Source organism: Kordiimonas lipolytica (assembly GCF_042651265.1).
GTDB lineage: Bacteria > Pseudomonadota > Alphaproteobacteria > Sphingomonadales > Kordiimonadaceae > Kordiimonas > Kordiimonas lipolytica.
Map to the genome: position 1 here is coordinate 1 of NZ_JBHSCR010000017.1, position 14,238 is coordinate 14,238.

The 14,238-nt window shown below is 56.1% G+C and carries 16 protein-coding genes and 2 pseudogenes; 8 read left to right on the forward strand and 10 right to left on the reverse strand.

The annotated features are described in order from the left end of the window. The 3 genes and pseudogenes from ACFO5Q_RS15765 to ACFO5Q_RS15775 all read left to right on the forward strand — a co-directional run. Positions 1–489: pseudogene (locus ACFO5Q_RS15765) on the forward strand (hypothetical protein); the annotation flags it as partial. Then, positions 479–1,648 carry a UvrD-helicase domain-containing protein gene (locus ACFO5Q_RS15770; protein ID WP_197420993.1) on the forward strand — a complete coding sequence of 390 codons (1,170 nt, stop codon included), beginning with the start codon at positions 479–481 and terminating at the stop codon, positions 1,646–1,648. The pseudogene ACFO5Q_RS15765 and the gene ACFO5Q_RS15770, both read left to right, overlap by 11 nt. Positions 1,649–1,686: 38 nt before the next feature. After that, a complete protein-coding gene (locus ACFO5Q_RS15775) occupies positions 1,687–1,896 on the forward strand; it encodes a hypothetical protein (RefSeq protein WP_197420995.1) in 210 nt (69 codons plus the stop codon). 185 nt (positions 1,897–2,081) lie between these two features. On the opposite strand, the gene ACFO5Q_RS15780 is transcribed toward ACFO5Q_RS15775, so the two are convergent. The 4 genes and pseudogenes from ACFO5Q_RS15780 to ACFO5Q_RS15795 all read right to left on the reverse strand — a co-directional run bounded on the left by ACFO5Q_RS15780 (position 2,082) and on the right by ACFO5Q_RS15795 (position 3,901). Beyond that, entirely contained in the window at positions 2,082–2,372 is a 291-nt protein-coding gene (locus ACFO5Q_RS15780) for a DUF2312 domain-containing protein (protein ID WP_068146155.1), read from the reverse strand. A gap of 181 nt (positions 2,373–2,553) precedes the next feature. Next, a pseudogene (locus ACFO5Q_RS15785) lies at positions 2,554–2,688 on the reverse strand (GapR family DNA-binding domain-containing protein); the annotation flags it as partial. 113 nt (positions 2,689–2,801) lie between these two features. Continuing rightward, entirely contained in the window at positions 2,802–3,119 is a 318-nt protein-coding gene (locus ACFO5Q_RS15790) for a DUF1244 domain-containing protein (protein ID WP_068146159.1), read from the reverse strand. Positions 3,120–3,130: 11 nt separating this feature from the next. Continuing rightward, positions 3,131–3,901, reverse strand: coding sequence for an N-formylglutamate amidohydrolase (locus tag ACFO5Q_RS15795; RefSeq protein WP_197420996.1), 771 nt, complete (start codon positions 3,899–3,901; stop codon positions 3,131–3,133). A gap of 184 nt (positions 3,902–4,085) precedes the next feature. Here ACFO5Q_RS15795 and pyk point away from each other — a divergent pair, with 184 nt between their 5' ends. After that, complete coding sequence (gene pyk, locus ACFO5Q_RS15800) at positions 4,086–5,537, forward strand: pyruvate kinase (RefSeq protein ID WP_068146162.1); 1,452 nt, start codon at positions 4,086–4,088, stop codon at positions 5,535–5,537. 136 nt (positions 5,538–5,673) lie between these two features. Here pyk and ACFO5Q_RS15805 read toward each other — a convergent pair whose 3' ends face one another. Together ACFO5Q_RS15805 and ykgO are read right to left on the reverse strand one after the other, a co-directional pair. After that, positions 5,674–6,279: an HAD family hydrolase gene (locus tag ACFO5Q_RS15805; protein ID WP_068146165.1), complete on the reverse strand. Its 606-nt coding sequence runs from the start codon at positions 6,277–6,279 to the stop codon at positions 5,674–5,676. Between the two features lie 96 nt (positions 6,280–6,375). Continuing rightward, positions 6,376–6,501, reverse strand: coding sequence for a type B 50S ribosomal protein L36 (gene ykgO / locus ACFO5Q_RS15810; RefSeq protein WP_020401326.1), 126 nt, complete (start codon positions 6,499–6,501; stop codon positions 6,376–6,378). A 450-nt stretch (positions 6,502–6,951) separates the two neighbouring features. Between ykgO and ACFO5Q_RS15815 the strand changes: the two genes are divergently transcribed. Further along, positions 6,952–8,076 carry a M14 family metallopeptidase gene (locus ACFO5Q_RS15815; RefSeq protein WP_068146170.1) on the forward strand — a complete coding sequence of 375 codons (1,125 nt, stop codon included), beginning with the start codon at positions 6,952–6,954 and terminating at the stop codon, positions 8,074–8,076. Positions 8,077–8,147: 71 nt separating this feature from the next. Next, positions 8,148–8,642: a cupin domain-containing protein gene (locus ACFO5Q_RS15820; protein WP_068146173.1), complete on the forward strand. Its 495-nt coding sequence runs from the start codon at positions 8,148–8,150 to the stop codon at positions 8,640–8,642. 63 nt (positions 8,643–8,705) lie between these two features. Here the strand turns inward: ACFO5Q_RS15820 and ACFO5Q_RS15825 are convergent, their stop codons facing one another. The 4 genes from ACFO5Q_RS15825 to ACFO5Q_RS15840 all read right to left on the reverse strand — a co-directional run bounded on the left by ACFO5Q_RS15825 (position 8,706) and on the right by ACFO5Q_RS15840 (position 12,292). Beyond that, a complete protein-coding gene (locus ACFO5Q_RS15825) occupies positions 8,706–10,301 on the reverse strand; it encodes an Ig-like domain-containing protein (RefSeq protein ID WP_068146176.1) in 1,596 nt (531 codons plus the stop codon). A gap of 271 nt (positions 10,302–10,572) precedes the next feature. After that, complete coding sequence (locus tag ACFO5Q_RS15830; protein ID WP_068146178.1) at positions 10,573–11,103, reverse strand: adenine phosphoribosyltransferase; 531 nt, start codon at positions 11,101–11,103, stop codon at positions 10,573–10,575. Between the two features lie 22 nt (positions 11,104–11,125). Beyond that, positions 11,126–11,791 (reverse strand): aquaporin, encoded by a 666-nt coding sequence (locus ACFO5Q_RS15835; RefSeq protein WP_068146181.1) that lies wholly within the window; start codon positions 11,789–11,791, stop codon positions 11,126–11,128. A 12-nt stretch (positions 11,792–11,803) separates the two neighbouring features. After that, positions 11,804–12,292 carry an arsenate reductase ArsC gene (locus ACFO5Q_RS15840; protein WP_068146183.1) on the reverse strand — a complete coding sequence of 163 codons (489 nt, stop codon included), beginning with the start codon at positions 12,290–12,292 and terminating at the stop codon, positions 11,804–11,806. Between the two features lie 194 nt (positions 12,293–12,486). On the opposite strand from ACFO5Q_RS15840, the gene ACFO5Q_RS15845 reads away from it, so the two are divergent. Both ACFO5Q_RS15845 and ACFO5Q_RS15850 read left to right on the forward strand, forming a co-directional pair. Next, a complete protein-coding gene (locus ACFO5Q_RS15845) occupies positions 12,487–13,110 on the forward strand; it encodes a DedA family protein (RefSeq protein WP_068146184.1) in 624 nt (207 codons plus the stop codon). Continuing rightward, positions 13,100–14,230 (forward strand): ATP-grasp domain-containing protein, encoded by a 1,131-nt coding sequence (locus ACFO5Q_RS15850; RefSeq protein ID WP_068146187.1) that lies wholly within the window; start codon positions 13,100–13,102, stop codon positions 14,228–14,230. The genes ACFO5Q_RS15845 and ACFO5Q_RS15850 overlap by 11 nt, the downstream gene beginning before the upstream one ends. Positions 14,231–14,238: the final 8 nt, after the last annotated feature.

A 14,238-nucleotide genomic window follows, 5' to 3' on the forward strand; every position in this document is an offset into this window, starting at 1 on the left:
GAAATTACTACGCCATGCTGGACGAACGCCCCATGGCCGCTTAACTTAAACCAACCTGCCTCCGACAATCCCGGGGCGGTTCACAACATTGCAAAGATCATTGGAACCCAAACGATCGTAATTAGAGACAATGATGGCGACTATCAAGCGAACGTAATAAACTGGTTCTCTGCCTATGAAGATGCAGCTCATCTGCAAGTTTCATCAGCTCAAGACGACACTTGGAATTCGCTTGAACCAGCTTTGATAGAAACAAATGGAGAGACCATACAAACTCTCGAACGTTTCGCTCAGGTGGCACTATCCGCACAAAAAAAAGCTGAATACGACGACCTAGATGATTTGGAGGGCAAAAAAGTCTTCCTGAAGGACCTTTTCAAGGACGACGGCGGCAAGAAAGTAGACTCTGCGATTAGGGTCTTCGATAGCGACCAAAACAGTATTACTTATCCCGACTATATTCGAAAGGCTCTCGAACTTGCCGAGTAGATTTGTTATAGCGAGCGCTGGCGCGGGCAAAACTACCACTCTGGTAGGGGATGCTTTGGAGGCTGCTGAAGCGAATAGAACTGTTTTGATCCTGACATACACTCGCAACAACCAAGTTGAAGTAATCAAGAAAATACGTGAAGTCAAAGGCCACATCCCCGATAAAATCCGAGTGAAAGGCTGGTTCTCTTTCCTTCTAGAGGAAATCATTCGTCCCTATCAGCGCTGCTTTTTTGATCAGCGAATTTCAAATGTGCAGTTTGATGTAAGCGATCCCCACAAACGAGATCGCTATTCCATACCAGGGCGAGCTGAGATCATCGGAGGGCGTGTTAATTCGCGCCACTATTTAGTTAATGGAAAAGCCCACACAACATACATATCCAAACTTGCTGTTAAAATCTGCCAGAAACGCAAACAAGGGCGAGGAAGAGCTGCTACATATGATCCAATCCAGAGATTATCAGCAATCTATGACCTAATTATTATTGATGAGGTCCAAGACTTGGTCGGGTGGGACTTCAGCCTAATTGAACTTATCTTATCCTCGTGTCCTGTAGAATTGCTCTGCGTGGGAGACTTCAGGCAAACCATCTACCAAACCTCGCATGCAACAAAAAACCCACGGGCCAGCTTGCAGAAAAAGCAGTGGTTCCTTGACAAAAACTTCGAGTGTATTGATGAAAATCACAGCTATCGCTGTATCCAAATGATATGCAATTTGGCCGATTTAGTTCATGCAAATGAAGCCTATAAGCCAACGGTATCTAGAGCAGCGCCCGTGCCGGACGGACTAGATGATCATGTTGGCGCTTTCTCTGTAAGAGAAGAAGATTTTCCGGCATACATGGATCGTTACAACCCAATTATTTTACGTTGGGACGTAAGGGCCCGGCCAGACTTATGCTCTGGTCACGTGTGCCAAAATTTTGGAGAATCAAAAGGCTCGACGTACGATCGTGTACTCATTTTGCCTACAACTTCCATTCGACAATTTCTACTCGGTAACTTTGGTCCAATCAGGAGTTCCGAAAAAGCACTCAATAAGCTCTATGTTGCAATTACTAGAGCTCGATATAGTGTTGCTTTTCTTACAAACGACGCCTCTAGGCTAGATAACCTCCCAATCTGGCATCCTGCTGAAAATGGAGATTTATGATGCAAGCGAGAATCGTCCTGGTAAACAGGCAGCGCGGTATGTATGCAGCAGAAATGACCGGCACTGAATACGTCATCTTTGAACTGATGGACAGTGAAGCACCGGAACTTGGCGATATAGTATCTCACCCTGATTTCTACTCCATGGGGAGTGAGACCTTTCACAACATCAGCCAAGGCTATCGCTTTGATGTGTACGTGCAAAATGTTTGCGGAGCGTCCCAAGTGAAACAGCAGTGCTTTTTATAGCTTGTCGGAATGTCCGCTTTGGGTCGAAAACAGAATTTCTTGTAGAAATCTCAATCCGACCCTATCTCGCCAAAACCTAACAGAGAAAAGCCCAGCCGTCATAAGCCAAAAAATAAGGACCGCCAACCGCGGCCCCGTTGAAAACTCACTACATGTCGTAACACATTTCCGCACGCTTTCTAGTTTCAAGCGTCTTCTTCAGCCATAACCTCTGCTGTAGACCTGACCTGCTCGCCACCTTCAATCGCATGGAGATAGACATCAAGTAGGGCTTCTTGTTCCTGCCGGTCCGCCTGATCCATCTTTCGAACTCGGATCACCTGCCTAAGAATCTTTACATCGAAGCCAACGGATTTTGCTGACGCATAAATTTCTTTGATATCTTCAGCAATGCCCTTCTTCTCTTCCTCCAACCGCTCAATACGCTCGACAAAAGAACGAAGCTGCTCACCTGCTACACCACCTGCTTGAACCATTATTACACACCTTCATATCGATTATTTTGTTGAACAGCATCAGCTGCTTTTACCTCCTCAACTTCACTCATTAAAATAAGTGAAGTTTCGCAGGCCACATTTTTTGACACAATGACTGACACAGTTGTGTCACCTTAAGTAATTGAAAAACCTCAAATGATACAATTTTAACTGTATATTAGAACCCAACGGCCTTTGCGCCCGCGTAGACTTCCTTGATGTCTTCCGCGATGCCTTTTTTCTCTTCTTCAAGGCGCTCAATACGCTCAATGAATGACCGCAGCTGTTCGCCTGCTACTCCGCCAGCCTGTACCATGTGGCTCAACTCCCTGATCTTTAATTTCGGCCCCCATGCGGACCTTGGATTCGGCGCGCACTTTAGCCTTGAGCGCTCTGCCGTTCAATCGTGATTCTGCCTGCGCGCGTGAATTATTCCTTGGCTTGCGCCAGCTTGTTCTTGGCGACGCTGATATCCATGCGGCGCATTTGCTCGTCTGTCGCCGGGGTCTGGAACTGTTCTTTATAGTCCGCGTACGGCATGCCGTAGATGCGCTCCTGCGCGTCTTCCATGGAAACCTCGACGCCCAGCTCGCCAGCTTCTTCCACGTACCATTTGTAAAAACAATTGCGGCAGAAGCCGCCATAGCCCATCAGGTCGATATTCTGCACATCCGTGCGGGCCTGAAGGTGCTTCAAGAGGCGGCGAAATACGGCTGCTTCAATCTCGGTTGTCTTCTCATCTGTCATGTCTTTTCTCCTTACGGATAATATTTTCGTTGTGTCAGGTCTTCACGGTCCATGCATTCATCGAGCAAATCCGCCATCAAGGCCGCCCATTCGTCCACCATCGACGCTTTGCCCAACAGGTCCTGCCGGATCTCAATGGTGGTCTGCGGCAGGCCGTGATCAGCGCCGTGGCGCTGCATGGTATAGTAAAGGTGGCGGCCCGTGTAGGGCTGGTTGTCGCCCACCACCAGGTCGGTCTCGCGCTCCATCAGGCCGATCAGGGCCTGCGCCAGCCGTGGGTCCTTGTTCCACAGGAAGCCCGCGTGCCAGGGGCGCTTTTCCCCGCCCATCTCCGGCGTAAAGCTGTGCATGCCCACCACCAGGGGCACGATGCCCTCATCAAGATGCGCTTCCACAAGATCAGAACAGGCCTCATGAAACGGCGTGTAATAATCCCGCTTGCGGGCTTCAATCGCGCTTGCTGGCAGGTCCTGGTTCGCGGGCACCATGATGCCGTCGCTCACGCGCGGCACCAGGGTGTCGCTGTCCGGCTCGCGGTTGCAGTCGATCAGAAGACGCGACACTGGCGCCAGAACGGCGGCCCCACCCATCAGCTCACACATCTTGCGCGTCACGGCTTCGGCCCCCAGATCATAGGCCACATGCTGGGTAAAGATATCATCCGAAAGACCAAGGTTATCAAAGCCTTCGGGCACAAAATTGCTGGCGTGATCGCACAGGATAATCAGCCCCGTCCGGGCCTCCGGGTTCAGGATTTCTGGCTGGACAGGGGAAGTCGTCATGAGATACACCAACTTTCGCATATGAATTTTCGGGGACAGCCCGACAAAAGGCTGGACCTTGACCTTGCGATCAAGCAGCATGTGCGCCGAAAAGTAACGATCTGAACATACAAGTCAACAAACACCGAGCATGGGCAAGCACCGCCCCAAGCTTCACGCCCGATGCTCACGCCCGGGAGGCAAAATGAGTTCCGAACAGATTTCCATCCGCCGACGACGCAAAACCCGCATTGTCGCCACCTTGGGGCCCGCCAGCAGCAGCCATGAACGCATCAAGCAATTGTTCCTGGCAGGCGTTGACGTATTCCGCCTGAACATGAGCCACGGCGAACACAAAGACAAGGAAGCGCTGGTACACACCATTCGCGCCGTTGAGCGTGAACTGAACCACCCCATCGCTATCCTCGCTGACCTGCAAGGCCCAAAGCTGCGCATCGGTATGTTCGAAGACGGCAAGATCACACTGAAGGAAGGCCAGCCCTTCAAGTTGGACCTGTTGGATCAGCCCGGCACCAGCGAGCGGGTTTACCTGCCGCACAAAGAAATTTTCGCAGCCCTCAAGGTTGGCACCAATATCCTGCTGGACGACGGCAAGATCCGCCTTGAAGTGGAAGCCGTGGAAGAAAACCGCGCCCGCACCCGCGTGATCGTGGGTGGCGTGCTGTCTGACCGCAAGGGTGTGAACGTGCCAAACGCTGTGCTGCCGCTGGCGGCACTGACGGAAAAAGACCGCCGCGACCTCACCTTCGCACTGCAGTGCGGCGTGGACTGGGTCGCGCTTTCCTTCGTGCAGCGCGCCGCAGATGTGGCCGAAGCCAAAAAGCTTGTAGGCCGGAAAGCGGCCGTGATGGCCAAGATCGAAAAACCCGCCGCCGTTGAAGCACTGGATGAGATTATCGAGCTGGCGGACGGCGTGATGGTGGCACGCGGCGATCTGGGCGTTGAGGAACCGGTGGAAAATGTGCCGGGCATCCAGAAGCAGATCGTGCGTAAAGCGCGCCAGGCGGGCAAGCCCGTTGTGGTGGCAACACAGATGCTGGAAAGCATGATCAAGTCACCCGTGCCGACGCGCGCGGAAGTGTCCGACGTGGCGACCGCTGTACTGGACGGCGCAGACGCCGTGATGCTGTCCGCCGAATCCGCCGTGGGCGATTTCCCCATTGAAGCTGTGCAGGTGATGGACCGCGTGGCGTCGCGGGTGGAGCACGAACCAGCCTACAGCATGCACGGCGCGGATGAGCGCTCCGGCGCGAACGCCACCACGGAAGACGCCATCACGGCGGCCGCCCGGCAGGTAGCGCGCACGGTAAACGCTAAAGCCATCGTGACCTTCACATCATCAGGCGCCACGGCGCTTCGGGCCGCACGGGAACGCCCGGACGCACCGATCCTGACCCTCACGCCAAAGCTGGCGGTTGCCCGCCGCCTCGCCATCGTGTGGGGCCTGCATACGGTAAAAACCAAGGATGTGGGCGCGTTCGAGGAAATGGTCGGCAAGGCCAAGCGCATGGCTTTGCGCGCAGGGCTTGTGACACCGGGCGACCGCATCGTGGTGACCGCAGGCGTGCCCTTTGGCACACCGGGGGCCACCAACGTGCTGCATATCGCCTGGATCAGCGGCAACGAGCTGGGCTAAGTAAAAATCGTCACTCGCCGACTGGATCGGCGAGTCTAGCCTTCACTTCATGATTGGATTCGCCGTTCAAGCCGGCGAATGACGACCAATGAGCACAAAAGACAAGAAGCCGGGGCATGTTCCCGGCTTTTTTTATTTAGAGGTAGCCTCTCGCCTTCAGGTCGGCCTCAAGCACATCCGGCGCGGTGAAATGGTGGCCCAGCATGCCCAAGTCTTCGGCGGCGCGGACATTGTCTATCCGGTCATCGATATAGACCGTGGCATCGGGCTTTAGGCCATAGCGGCTGATCGCCACCTCAAAAATGCGCGGGTCAGGCTTCACCAGGTTCTCTTCTCCTGACACCACCACCCCCTTGAACAGCTTCGTGAAGTCATTCTGCGCACAGAATGGCGGCCATTTCTCGTGCGAGAAGTTCGTCAGGCCATAGCAAGCTATGCCAGCAGCCGCCAGCCGCTCCAGGATATCAACAGTGCCATGGATCAGGTCACCGATCGTCTCATCCCAGCGCTCGTCGAACGCGCGGATCAGGTCTGCATGCTCGGGGTGTTTTTCGCTAAGGATTCGCACACCTTCCGCGAATGGACGGCCGCGATCATGCTCTGTGTGCCACTCCAGCGTCACCACATCCCGCAAAAACGCATCAAGCGCATCCGATTCGGGGATCAGCTTCTGGTACAAGAGACGCGGGTCCCAGTGGACAAACACATTGCCAATATCAAACAGAACGGCTTTAGAAGACACGGATATAACCCCCAAATGAGAAAGCCGCGCGACTCAGGGAGCGCACGGCTAAATCAATCGAACTGGATCAAACCAGACCGGGCTTAAGCGAGACGCTTAGCCCTGGCGTGCTTTAAAGCGACGCTGGGTCTTGTTGATCACGTAGATACGGCCTTTGCGGCGAATCACGCGGCAATCGCGGTGACGGCTTTTCAAAGACTTCAAGCTATTACGAATTTTCATCGTTCGTCTCACTACAAACCGGCTAAAACCCTTTTCCCTGCCCGGCCAGCCGGCGCTTGGCACACAGGGCGGGAACGACGAATCCGTCATTCCGCTGATCCATTGGCGGCGGAACATAATGATGAGCCCCCCACCTGTCAATAGCTTAGACTCGGGAAATGCAGGCTTTTTGCGCATTCCGCCAGATAAACCGGCACAAAAAATAGAGGCGCCCCCCATGCCCGGTGGGACGCCTCCAAATTTTCCCTAATAGATATCAGGGATAGTCCGCTCACGCCTGTGCGTCAGTAAAGGGATAATACCAAAACGGGATCATCTTGTCATTGAAATTAAAAGGCAGCAGCCCTGCCCTTCCTGCCACACCGCAGGAATCGCCATTGACCGCCCCCCATTCACCCTGTAGGCAATCCACTGAAGGGCATTCCAAAGAAGAATAAGGGAGCATCCCCCATGTTGATTTCCAGCCAGTTTGATAGCGGCAATATCGAGGTCGTCAAAGCCGATGATGCCTCGGACATCCGCCTCAACATCCGCAAGGACAACCAGTCTGATTTTTACCAGTGGTTCCACTTCCGCGTATCCGGCGTGGAAGATACACCCTGCAAATTCACCATCGAGAACGCTGGCGGCGCGGCTTATGTCGATGGCTGGAAGGACTATAAAGTCTGTGCATCCTATGACCGCGAAAGCTGGTTCCGCATCGATACCATGTTTGATGGCGAAACGCTGACGTGGGCCTTCACGCCAGACCAGGACTTCGTCTATTTCGCCTATTTCGCGCCCTACTCCATGGAGCGCCACGCAGACCTGATCTCGGAAGCCGCCCAGTCACCGCTGGTGCGCACCAGCGTGCTCGGCCACACGCTTGACGGCCAGGACATGGACCTGATCGAGCTTGGCTACGGCCCAGAAGGCCGCAAGAAGATTTGGCTGCAGGCCCGCCAGCACCCGGGCGAAAGCATGGCCGAATGGTGGATGGAAGGTGCGCTTGATTATTTGCTGGATATGGACAACCCGGTTGCCCGGAAGCTGCTGGACAAGGCGCATTTCTATATCGTGCCGAACATGAACCCGGATGGGTCTGTACGTGGGCACCTGCGCACCAATGCCGCCGGCGCCAACCTGAACCGCGAATGGAACATCGCCACAATGGACAGGAGCCCCGAAGTTTACCTGGTGCGCGAGAAGATGGCTGAGGTCGGCTGTGACTTCCATATGGACGTGCACGGTGACGAAGGCCTGCCTTACAATTTCATCGCCGGATTTGAAGGCATTCCAAGCCTGAAGAAAAAGCAAACGGAACTGATTGAGAAATATCAGAATATCCTTGAGAAGCTGTCGCCGGACTTCCAGCAGGAACACGGCTATGACGAGGATGAGCCAGGCAAGGCCGACCTGTCCATGTGCACCAACTATGTGGCGGAAACCCATGGCTGCCTGGCCATGACGCTTGAGATGCCGTTCAAGGACAATGCAGATATGCCAGACCCTGACTATGGCTGGTCGCCGGAGCGCTGCCGCCACCTGGCGCGCGCCTGCATGGACACGCTGCACCGCATGATCGACGATTTGTAATCGCAGCTCAGTTACCTACATTATGAAGGGCGGGGATCATCCCGCCCTTTTTCTTTCCGGGGGACGAGATCATGACCAAGAAAATTGATGTAGCCAAGCTGCCGGAACTGATTGGTACGCTCTATCCGCCGCCATATGACGGACCTGTGCGGGCACGGGCAAAGAAGAAGCTGGGCGACGCCGCAGGTCTGACGCAATTTGGCGTGAACTTGATGCGACTTGCGCCTGGCGTCTGGTCAGCCCAGCGCCACTGGCACAGCCGCGAAGATGAGTTCATCTATGTACTTGAAGGCGAAGTGACGCTGATTACAGATGCGGGTGAGGAGCTTTTATGCGCTGGCGACGCCGCTGGTTTCAAGGCGGGTGACCGCGACGGCCACCATCTGGTGAACAAGTCAGATAGCGATGCGCTGGTCCTTGAAGTGGGCACACGCACGAACGATGATATCTGCCACTATCCAGAAGCGGACCTTGTGGCCATCAGCAAGGGCGAAAGCTTCAGCTACACCCGCAAGGACGGCACGGAATATACGAACATCCGTCGCCGCACACCTGAGGACGATTAAACCACATACCGATAAAAAAAGGCCCCACCGTGCGGCAGGGCCTTTCCCGGGAAAGCCGACTGTTTATTCGAACAGGTCGGTTGAATATTGGTAAGTCTCGTCCGCCTTGGCACCCAGGATCGCCAGTGTCAGGCCGTCCGGTACGTCGCCGCCCTGGGCGTAGTCGATATCCTCATCGCCATCGAGCAGGAACAGCTGGCCCTCGCCCGGCCCGAGGTCGCGGTTATGGTTGTTACCGGCCTTGATGGACACGGCCAGAAGCTCATAGTCGTCATAGCCGTAGTTTTCCATGAAGCTTCCAAGGTCGACATTGTCGAGATCGGTTTCACCCGACCAGCCGTCGATCTTCACTTTGAGGACGTCGCCGGTGCCATCATCCAGATAGAGCACCACGTTGGAGATATCATGGTCAGCCGTGCCTTTCTTGTTAGAGAAGGTTCCGAAGTGATCAGCGTCATCTTCCGGGCCTGTGTCACCACCACCGATGCCTTCGATGGTCAGCGTAACGGTTGCCGTATCAAACCCGCCATGGCCGTCAGACACCTGATAGGTGAAGCTGTCGGACGCGGTTTCGCCGTCATTCAGGCTATCGAACGCGCCGTTCGGGTCGTAGCTGTAGGTACCGTCCGCATTCAGCGTCAGGAGCGCGCCGGAGTCCAAGAGGACTTGCTGGCCCACCGCTGCGCTGTCGCCGTTCACCGCAGACACTGTAAGCACGTCTGAGAGGTCAGGGTCGCTGTCGTTCGCGAGCACATTGCCGCTGGTGACGGTGGCTTCGTCGGTCGCGCCCGCATCATCCAGCGCATCAGGGGTGTCGTTCACGCCCGTGACGGTCACGGTCAGCGTTGCACTGTCTGACCCACCATTGCCGTCACTCACGCCATAGGTCACATCAGCCGTGAAGGTCTCACCTTCGGCCATCCAGTCGGCATCAGTGGCGTCTACGCTATAGCTGCCGTCCGCGTTTACGGTCACGGTTACGCCCGGCGCAAGCTCAATCGGCGTGCCCACGGTGCCAGCGTCGCCGTTCACGTCAGTAACCGTCAGGCCATCAGGAATGCCGTTGCCGTCAGCGTCGCCCGCGTCCTTGTCCACGTCGTTGGCGAACACATTGCCGGAAGCGGTTTCGTCCTCAAGCACGTCAGCCGCGTCATCGATGGCGTCAACCGGATACGGCGCGTCGCCATAGAGCTTGTCAGAGTCCTCGCGGCCACCGTCAGCGGAAGAAACAGACGTCTGGCGCACGGCCATATGCTCAAGCGCGATGTCGTCTATGGTCAACGGCCGGTCTGCCGACAGCACGAAGCTCACGGTCTGATAATCGTCTGTGCTCATGCCCGGCGTGCCGAACTCCACACCCACTTCATAGGGGCTGTCCGGAACGCCGCTTGTGGTCACACCGCCGCCCAGGTTCGACACACTGCCGTTCTGAACGATCTGCGTGATCTCGCTTCCTGCGAAATTGAGGCTGCCAAGCAAGCTGTCGTCAGCCACATCGAAAAACAGACCTCGGATGTCGGCAATCTGGCCGTCTGTGTCCTGATCGTTCGACAAGGTGAACAGCAGTGTGCCATCGCCCTGCTCGACAATTGTGATGGTGATCGGCGCCATGCCGTCATCACCGGTTTGGGTATCAAGAATAAAAGTCAGTGTACGCATTGTGCATCTCCAAATGATCCTGCGTGCCATCCAGAGGTGCCTGTTTCTGCAGTCGTTGTTGGTGCCTGGTCACGATGCGGGAAAAGTTCCGATGGCTTTCACACCACCATCCGCATCAAGCGTGCCAATAGATAAAATTTTATCTATCTGACTGATTCCGTAACGGAAAGGGCCCAGCACATGGCCGGGCCTGAAATGGGTTCAAACCAAATTCATCTTTTTTTGCGACAAACAAATCGCAAATTGCGCCACCATGTTGTTGCTTTTTGCGTCACTCGCCTTCGAAGGACACCAGGCTGACGACCTTGTCACACCGGGATCTGAGCTTTTCAGCACCGCCCAGGGCCGGCAGGTCAACCACAAACCCGGCACCCACCACATCGCCACCCAGATGGTCGATCAGGTTCATGGCGGCATCTGCTGTGCCGCCTGTGGCGATCAGGTCATCTATCAGCAACACCCTGTCACCCGCGCCGAAAGCGTCCAGGTGCATCTCAAGCGTGGCTTCGCCATACTCAAGCTGATAGCTTTCCTCAATCGTCTGGTGCGGTAGCTTGCCGGCCTTGCGGATCGGCACGAAGCCGGCACCCAGCCTGCATGCAAGCGCACCACCAAGCACGAAACCGCGTGCTTCAACACCCGCCACAACCTGCACCCGGTCATTCCTGAAATGGCCGAACAATAGGTCAATTGTGTGCTTGAGCGCTGCTGGATTACCAAAGAGTGTGGTGATATCCCGAAACATGATCCCTTCGGATGGGAAATCCGGAATGGTCCGGATATAGGACTTCAAGTCCTTCATAGGAGCCTCGTATCAAAGTGGATTAGGCGCCCACTTTATTCGGTTCCAGCACCTTGAACAAGAAAAGAGCGATGAAGGCACCAACAATCTGCGCCGCGATGAAACCGAGCACGTCTGTGGGCGCTATGCCGGAAAACGTGTTGGTGAAAGACCGTGCGATTGTCACGGCCGGGTTCGCAAAACTGGTGGATGCAGTAAACCAGTAGCCAGCGGTGATATAAAGGCCAACGGCATAAGGCACGATTTCAGGCCGGTAGCGCACCGTGCCCAGGATAGCCGCCAGAAGGCCAAAGGTTGCCACGCCTTCGCTGATCCACTGCCCGGCGCCAGTGCGTGTGTTAAGCGACGTCTGCACAAGCGCCTGGTCGAACATGGCATGTGCCAGCATCACGCCAGCCACCCCGGCCACCATCTGCGTTGCGATATAGGCGGCGGCCTCTGCCCGCCCCAATTGCCCCTTGGCGAAGAAAACCAGCGTGACAGCAGGGTTGAAGTGCGCGCCGGAAAACGGCCCGAAGACCATGATCAGAACCACGAGCATGGCGCCTGTGGCCGCCGTGTTGCCCCAAAGCGCAACAGCCGTATTGCCCGCCGCCAGCGTCTCGCCCATGATGCCTGAGCCGACAACAGTTGCGAGCAGCATCACCGTGCCGACAAATTCGGCCACCAGTTTCTGTGTCATGGTCATAAATGAAGTTCCCTAGGCTGCACGCTCGGCAATCGCCCGCAGCGCAGCTTTCAGAGCGCCCGCGTCCATATTTTCGACATCCAGGGCCACCAGCTGTTCGATAAAGGGATCGATCATGTCATAGACGTCTGAGAAGGCCTGAAGCTTTTCATCGTCCGTGCCTTCCACATAGGCGGGATCAGGGAATCCCCAATGCACCTGCACGGGCGCGCCCGGCCAGATGGGGCAGGTTTCCCCCGCCGCGCTGTCGCACACAGTGATCACGATATCCATCTTGGGCGCGTCCGTGCCCGCGAATTCGTCCCAGCTTTTGGAGCGGAAACCACTGGTGTCATACCCTTTGGCCGACAACAGCTTGATGGCAAACGGGTTTACCTTGCCTGTTGGCTTGCTGCCTGCGCTGAAAGCCTGGAAACGCCCCTTCCCGCGCCTGCCTATGATTGCTTCACTCAGCACAGACCGCGCGGAATTGCCGGTACACAGAACCAGAACATTCACCATCACCAAACCCTCAAGCCATTTAACGATTGCGTCATGGGCGCGTGTAAGGGCTTCCCGCCCGCACGCAACGCGCCTATTTTCGGCTGATACACTATGCTGGATGGCATTTTGATGACAATGATGAAATACGCGCCATCGCAATCCGGCTTGACAGCCTGCACCCATCGACTGACTAATCCAAGTAAGGGGAAACCATGACAATCACGCCTGACACACTTTTGGCCTTGGCGGAGGAGCTGGCAAACCAGCCCCTGTTGCTCGCCTGTGTGCTGGCGCTCGCCACCCTTGTCACCGAAGACGGCACGTTGATTGCCGGCAGCCTGATGGTTGGCGCAGGCATGGCCACCGCCCCGTTTGTCATTGCCGCTGTTGCCTTCGGCATTGCTGCAGGCGACGTGGGGCTATACGGCATCGGTGCTGCGGCACAAAAAAGCCGGTGGCTCAGGAAACGGCTGCCGCTCAGGAAAGCGCGAGAATTCAGACGATGGCTGGAGGGCCGGAGCACGCCCGTGCTGTTCGCCTCCCGCTTCCTGCCAGGCACCCGGCTGCCCACATACCTGACCTTCGGCTTCCTGCGCATGCCGCTTTTGCATTTCACGCTGGTGATGTCTGTCGCCGCCATGGTTTGGGTGACACTGATGGTCTTCTTTGTCAGCGAGGTTCAAAAAGCAGTCGCTCATCTGGGTGGCTGGGCAGGCATTACTGCCGGCATCCTGGTGGCTGTGGGTCTGATCATGCTGTCCCACCGCCTGGTACGAAAGAGCCGCTATGGCGACCGCCTGGAAGGGCCACAATCCGGAGCAGAGAATGCAAACTGAACACAGAGCCCCGCAAATCGGCAAACCACACGCAGGCATGCCGCCGCTAGACCCCAGCGCAGCCCGGACAAGCTGGTTCGAATTTGCGCCCGCGCACTTGTTTTATACCCCCATCGCGCTTTATTGCGGGTGGCTGTCGCTGAGGCACATGGGGCTGACCCTGCCAACCGGCAGCAACCCGGCGCTGCCCTATTCGGGCCTGGTTGGCGAAAGCAAGTTTGAGGTTCTGAACCACGCGTGGGACACCGCGCAGGACTGGATATCACCTTATGTGCGCGTCCTTCGGTGGGGCGGCGAAAATGCCGTTGCCCGCACGCTGGAAGAGGCTGAAGCGGCTTTAAGTGACGCGAGCATCACCTACCCTTTCGTCGCCAAACCGGATATCGGCATGCGCGGCGCAGGCGTGCAGCTGGTGCATTCGCCCCATGAGCTAAAGGCCTACATTGAATGTTTCCCCGCGGGCGCCAACCTGTTGTTACAGGCGCTGGTGGATATGGAAGGCGAAGCAGGCGTCTTTTATGTGCGCCATCCGGACGAGGACAAGGGCCGGATCATCAGCCTGACACTGAAGTATTTCCCACGGGTAACAGGGGACGGACAGTCAACCCTTAGGCAGCTTATCCTGGCGGACGCGCGGGCCGGCAAACTGGCGCACCTTTATCTGGATCGTCACCGCAGCCGCCTGAATGACGTCATCCCGGAAGGCGAAAGCATCCGCCTGGCATTTGCCGGCAACCACTGCCGCGGCACCATCTTCCGGAACGGTAATGACGAGATTACAAAAGCCATGACTGACCGATTCGATGCCATCGCCCGCTCCATGGATGGATTCTTTGTCGGGCGGTTTGACGTCCGCTTCGCAGACTTTGAGGCTTTTCAGGCAGGCGAAGGGTTTCGCATCATCGAGATCAACGGCGCGGGTGGGGAGGCCACCCATATCTGGGATTCGCGCACCACGCTTCGGCAAGCCTACGCCACGCTGATGCAGCAGTTCGGGCACCTTTATGCCATTGGCGCCAAAAACCGGCGCAACGGCCACAAGCCCACGCGCCTCAAGGATATCATCCGTGCCTGGTGGCGCGAGAAGCGCCTGACAAAACACTATCCCATCACGCATTAGGGACAATT